Here is a 6,316-nt window from a genome sequence, read left to right as displayed (position 1 = left end):
AACCGGGAGCCTTGGATTCACAACAGGGAAACGCCGTTGTTAACCGGGAGCCTTGGATTCACAACGGGGAAACGCCGTTGTTAACCGAGAGCCTTGGATTCACAACAGGGACATGCCGTTGTTAACCGAGAGCCTTGGATTCACAACAGGAAAACGCCGTTGTTAACCGGGAGCACTCGATGCGCAAAATCCGGCTTATATCCGGCTTATAATTGAAACTCGGATAATTTTTTATAAAAATACACCGCTCCCTGACTAAATTCAGTCCGGAGCGGTGTTTTTAATTAATTAGCTACAATATTAACTAATTTCTGAGGAACAACGATAACTTTACGTACCGTTTTACCTTCTAATTCTGCTTTAATTTTTTCATCAGCCAGTGCAATTTCTTCTGTTTCATCTTTTGACAGATCTCTTGCAATTTCTAATTTATTTTTAACTTTCCCGTTCACCTGCACTACGATTTCAACTGTATCTTCTACCAGTTTTGTTTCATCGTATGATGGCCATTCTTCATATGCAAGTGTATCGTTATTGCCAAGTTTGTCCCACAGCTCTTCTGCGATATGCGGTGCGACAGGCGACAGCAGTTTCACAAAGTTTTCAATGTATGTTTTGTTTACTTCTTGTGCCTTATAAGATTCATTAACGAATACCATCAGCTGTGAGATTCCTGTGTTGAATAACAGCGACTCGAAGTCTTCCGTTACTTTCTTCACAGTTTCGTTATACACTTTATCGAGTTCCGGTGTTTCTTTGTCAACGATTTTCGCTGCAGTTTCACCAGTTTCTTCATTAATAACAAGTCTCCATACGCGGTCAAGGAATCTTCTCGCCCCGTCGAGTCCGTTTTCATTCCAGGCAATTGATGCATCAAGCGGTCCCATAAACATTTCATACAGTCTTAAAGTATCAGCACCGTGTGAATAAACGATATCGTCAGGGTTTACAACGTTCCCTTTTGATTTACTCATCTTCTCGTTGCCTTCACCGAGAATCATTCCTTGATTATACAGCTTTTGGAATGGTTCTTTCGTCGGAACAACACCCAGGTCGTACAGGAACTTGTGCCAGAATCTTGCGTAAAGAAGGTGAAGCACCGCGTGCTCTGCGCCGCCGATATATAAATCTACAGGCAGCCAGTGTTTCAGTTTTTCAGGATCAGCAAGCTGTTCCGTGTTGTCCGGGTCGATAAAGCGCAGGAAGTACCAGCTGCTGCCGGCCCACTGCGGCATTGTATTCGTTTCACGGCGGCCTTTAACGCCGTCTTCTCTGACAACATTAATCCACTCAGTATTGTTTGCAAGCGGTGACTCGCCTGTACCTGACGGTTTAATTTCTGTCATTACAGGAAGTTCTAACGGCAGTTCTTCTTCAGGAACTGTTGTCATCGTGCCGTCTTCCCAATGAATTACAGGAATCGGCTCGCCCCAGTAACGCTGACGGCTAAATAACCAGTCTCTCAATCTGTATGTGATTTTCGCTTCTCCGGCATTCTTCGCTTCAAGCAGTTCAATTGCTTTAGCAATACCGTCAGCAAGTCCTAAACCATCAAGCTCGCCTGAGTTAATGTGTGCACCTTCGCCGGTAAATGCTGCTTCTTCCACATTACCGCCTTCAAGTACAGGTAAAATCTTAAGGTCAAACTGTTTAGCAAATTCATAGTCACGCTCATCGTGTGCCGGAACAGCCATAATTGCACCTGTACCATATGAAGCGAGAACGTAGTCCGCAATCCAGATTGGCAGTTTTTCACCGCTTAAAGGATTAATTGCGTAACTTCCTGTAAATACTCCTGTTTTCTCTTTGGCAAGATCAGTACGCTCAAGCTCGCTCTTATGCGCCGCTTTTTCCTGATAAGCTTTAATCGCTTCACGCTGATTGTCAGACGTAATTTTATCGATTAATTTATGTTCAGGAGAAAGCACTGCATATGTCGCACCGTAAATCGTATCCGGACGTGTTGTAAATGCAGAGAATGATTCATCGAAACCATCGATGTCAAAAGTGACATTAGCCCCTTCTGATTTACCGATCCAGTTGCGCTGCATATCTTTTAACGATTCAGGCCAGTCAAGATCATCCAGATCTTCTAACAGACGGTCCGCATATTCAGTAATACGAAGAATCCACTGTCTCATCGGTTTACGTACTACCGGATGTCCGCCGCGTTCACTTTTTCCGTCGATTACTTCTTCATTTGCAAGTACTGTTCCAAGCGCTTCACACCAGTTCACAGGTACTTCGTCAACGTAAGCAAGTCCTTTATTATAAAGCTGGATAAAAATCCACTGTGTCCATTTGTAGTATTCAGGATCCGTCGTATTCAGTTCTCTGTCCCAGTCGTAGCTGAAACCGAGTTCTTTAATCTGACGTCGGAATGTATCGATATTTTTCTCGTTAAATGCATGAATATCATTTCCCGTATCAATCGCATACTGTTCAGCAGGCAGACCAAATGCATCCCAGCCCATCGGGTGAAGCACATTGTAGCCCTGCATACGTTTCATGCGGCTGACGATATCTGTCGCCGTATAACCTTCAGGATGACCGACGTGCAGTCCTGCTCCTGATGGGTAAGGGAACATATCGAGTGCATAGAATTTCTCTTTGCCGATCTCATCTTCTGTTTTAAATGTTTTGTTGTTTTCCCAGTGCTGCTGCCATTTCTTTTCGATGTCTCTGTGTTTAAACGTCATTGGTTTTCCTCCTATTAAATAAAAAAATCCCATATCTAAAAAAGATATGGGACGATCTATACGACCGCGGTACCACCCGCATTCACATTTATGTGCAACTTTAAATAGTATGAAATTAACACAGACAAGTTCACTTAACGTTAATACCGGTTCACACCGCCCACCGGCTCGCTTAAAGAAACGTTTCTGCTACTGCTTCTGATATTAATAATATAGCTGAATTTTGTTAATATAGCAAGGCTGTCAGCGTCCTTCGACGGATAAGAGCAGTTTTTTCTTATCGAGTCCGCCGGTATATCCACCGAGCGTATTATTGCTCGCTATGACTCTGTGGCACGGAATGATGATCGAAATTGGATTTTTACCGTTAGCATTGGCGACAGCACGGGAATAATTACTTCCGCTAATCCTTTCAGCAAGCGTCTTGTAGCTGATCGTTTCACCGTAGGGAATCTGCCTTAGTTCTTGCCAGACAGACTGCTGAAATGGCGTCCCGTAAACGCCCGGATTTATTTTAACGTCAAATAATTCTCTTTCTCCCTTAAAATATTCACCGAGTTCTCTGACACATTGTTCAATTACCTTATCGGTTTTAGCCGGCTCCTCTGATTCATCCGTGTAATCTATTCTGACGATTGAATCATCAAGAGACTCTATACGCAGCCAGCCAATATCAAATTTTTGAAAATATACATTACCAGTCATAGTTATCAGTCCCTATACGTAATATTGTATCCTTTATCATATTTCCTGCCGACTTTTCTTAAAAGCAATACATAGGATAAAATGCTCAAAACGATTAGTATTCCAATTACCATAAGCATCGTGTCGTGTTTCAGCACAAAGGCTTCACCGTCGAATTCAATTGTAAACTGTGTCATATAGCCCATTAAAAATATCAGCGCAAAAATCGTAACAGAGATAATAACATTCGCTGCTGTATCGAGCCTCTGCGCCGGATTTTTTCTTGAGACCACCGGGTTCATCGTACCGAGCAGCATGCCGAGTGGTGCTGCAGTCATAACGAGCAGCACCGAAACCAGGACGGCATAAATCAGCGTTGTTACTGGTACATCCAGTATAAAATAAATAATTATTGTTATAAATATATACATCGGTGCAATCGTTATTAAATTATATAAGTATTTTGCTTTTGCGACATCCAGTCCGCTGACGGGCATCGTTTTTAAAAACGCATATGTGCGGGCATCTCTTGCTGTATTCATCGCAGCAGCAAACAATGAAATCATAATCGAGCCTGCGAATGCGATTGAAATCATAACCTGATCGTCTGATGATGCTTCCCCGCCGTATATCAACGGATTTGAAGTCAGTAAATATAAAAAGACAAAAGGAAATAAATATTGCGGCAGCACTGCTGACCATTCCTTAAAATCTCGTTTCGTCATCGAAATATCTTTTTTCAGGAGCGCACTTATAGATGAACTTACTTCAGCTGACGCCGGTTTTTTGCGCTGAACCCGGTTCGTATTCGCTGTCCCTTTAACAAAGGCATCAGTCACGTAATTCAAGACGAGCCAAATTAAAGCGGCAGCTGCTGCAAGAAAAATAATTAACAGCAGAATATATTTTACTATTTCCGGCTTATATAAAAATCCTGAGAAGATAAAACTAACATCAGGCATGAAGTCAATAATACCGATTAAATACTGGCTGCCCGCCATAATAATGAAATACGGCAGCACACTCGCAAATCCGCCTGCCAAAGTTAGTATTTCCCCGACACGTTTTGCCGATGAAATTTTCGTAACGATAAAAACGATAAGATATGCAAATGCTGTACTGACTGCACCAATAAAAATAAAGTATAATATATTGCTTAAAATCAGCAGCGGCGATTCATACCTCGCAGCCAGTGTCAGGCCTGCCGCCATGCTTATAAATAGCACAATCGGCAATACTTTAAATGTAAATTGATAAAATAATTTTACAGAAAATACAGCTTTCGGCGTCACCGGCAGAACCAAATATGAATCGATATTTTTATCCATAAACATTTCTTTAATAATACCGTTGACTAAAAATAGCGATAAGACTGGAATAATAAATAATGTCAGCAGTACTGCTGCTTTACCGATCATCACTTCTTCAGCATTCAATAGAAATAAGTTTACAACCATCCATACTGCCGGCACTATCAAAGCAAGTATAAACAGCAGCAAAAATAAATATAATATTATTTTTCCCGTGCTGAGGACTTTAAAATAGTTTAGTCTGGACTGTGCTTCAACTTTCAGTATGCTCTTGAACATGCACGTCCTCCTCGCTGGTCAGCGCTAAAAAGATATCCTCAAGCGTTTTCCTGTCGCTCCCTGTCTGTTCACCCAGCTCTTCAAGCGTACCGAGCGCCTTAATCTCACCTTTATAAATAATACAGATTCTATCGGCGATTTCTTCTGCGAGACTGAGCGTGTGTGTTGTCAGGAATACAGTATTGCCTTGTTTTACGTAGTCCGTTAAGTAATTTTTTAATTCACGATTACTTTTCGGATCCAGCCCAACATTCGGCTCATCTAAAAAGATCACTTCTGGCGAATGCATCAGCGCACCGATAACGACAAGTTTCTGGCGCATGCCGTGCGAATATTCCTCTACTAAAGTTCCGAGGTCATCCTGCAGCTCAAACATATTTACCAGTTCTTTGCGCTTCTCTGTGTAAGCTGTTTTGTCCATCTTATATATACTTGCGACGAAATTTAAATATTCGTTGCCGGTAAGCTTACCGATAATATCCGGTGTATCCGGTACAAAACTGATCTTTCTTTTCAATTCTATGTTGTTCAGATTCATCGGCTCGCCAAGTATTTCAACTGTGCCTTCTGTTGGTTCAATCAGGCCCATCAGCATTTTTATCGTTGTAGATTTACCTGAACCATTCGGACCAAGATAGGCAAACAGCTCGCCTTTTTTTACGGAAATATTTATATTATTTACAGCAGTTTTCCCACCGAAATTTTTACTTAAATTACTGGCAGTAATCATTAAAGACCCAACCTTCTTATGATAAAATTAATAGTATATTGAAAGGATTGATTATATGCTCAAAAGAATTCTCCCTACCGCAAAAGATTTCATTAAAGAAATCGTTCAAAGCGAAGATATATTAGTCGATGCGACTTGCGGCAACGGCCACGACTCTTCTTTTCTTGCGCGTCTCGCACCGGACGGTCATGTCTACAGTTTTGACGTGCAGGCCGACGCGATAAATAATGCAAAAGAAAAATATAGTGAACCTAATATTTCATTTATACATGACGGCCATGAAAATATATCCAAATACATTTCCTCACCTGTTAAAGCCGGTATTTTTAATTTGGGCTATCTTCCCGGCGGCGACAAATCAATAACGACGGCGTACGACACTACTATTACCGCGGTTAATGAATTGTTTAATTTATTAACACCTGGCGGCAGAATTGTAATTGTCGTTTACCACGGCCACGACAGCGGCAAAGTTGAACGTGATATGCTTATAGAAACACTGTCGGCTTGGCCGCAGGACCAAGCACAGGTGCTGCAGTATCAATATATTAACCAGAAAAACAGCGCGCCGTTTTTACTCGTGATAGAAAAATTGAAGTAAGATATTTAATATC

5 protein-coding genes are annotated in these 6,316 nt (G+C 41.5%); 1 reads left to right on the top strand and 4 read right to left on the bottom strand.

Annotation, left to right across the window (positions count from 1 at the left end; all coding sequences use genetic code 11):
- Window positions 1-284 precede the first annotated feature (284 nt).
- The 4 genes from leuS to H625_RS0109135 form a co-directional block, all read right to left on the bottom strand.
- Window positions 285-2,699, bottom strand: a complete 2,415-nt coding sequence (leuS, locus tag H625_RS0109150) for a leucine--tRNA ligase (protein ID WP_026859633.1) — start codon at window positions 2,697-2,699, stop codon at window positions 285-287.
- A gap of 243 nt (window positions 2,700-2,942) precedes the next feature.
- On the bottom strand, window positions 2,943-3,404 hold the full coding sequence (locus H625_RS0109145) for a methylated-DNA--[protein]-cysteine S-methyltransferase (RefSeq protein WP_026859632.1): 462 nt from the start codon (window positions 3,402-3,404) through the stop codon (window positions 2,943-2,945).
- Window positions 3,405-3,409: 5 nt separating this feature from the next.
- Entirely contained in the window at window positions 3,410-4,972 is a 1,563-nt protein-coding gene (locus tag H625_RS0109140; RefSeq protein ID WP_026859631.1) for an ABC transporter permease, read from the bottom strand.
- A complete protein-coding gene (locus H625_RS0109135; RefSeq protein ID WP_026859630.1) occupies window positions 4,947-5,702 on the bottom strand; it encodes an ABC transporter ATP-binding protein in 756 nt (251 codons plus the stop codon). The genes H625_RS0109140 and H625_RS0109135 overlap by 26 nt, the downstream gene beginning before the upstream one ends.
- Window positions 5,703-5,757: 55 nt before the next feature.
- On the opposite strand from H625_RS0109135, the gene mnmM reads away from it, so the two are divergent.
- Window positions 5,758-6,303, top strand: coding sequence for a tRNA 5-(aminomethyl)-2-thiouridylate-methyltransferase MnmM (gene mnmM / locus H625_RS0109130; RefSeq protein WP_026859629.1), 546 nt, complete (start codon window positions 5,758-5,760; stop codon window positions 6,301-6,303).
- The last annotated feature ends 13 nt before the right edge of the window (window positions 6,304-6,316 follow it).

Origin of the sequence: Jeotgalicoccus psychrophilus DSM 19085 (assembly GCF_000425845.1) — a bacterium.
GTDB classification, from domain to species: domain Bacteria; phylum Bacillota; class Bacilli; order Staphylococcales; family Salinicoccaceae; genus Jeotgalicoccus; species Jeotgalicoccus psychrophilus.
Note: the sequence above shows the minus strand (reverse complement) of the source record. Positions and strands in the feature narration are given on the sequence as shown.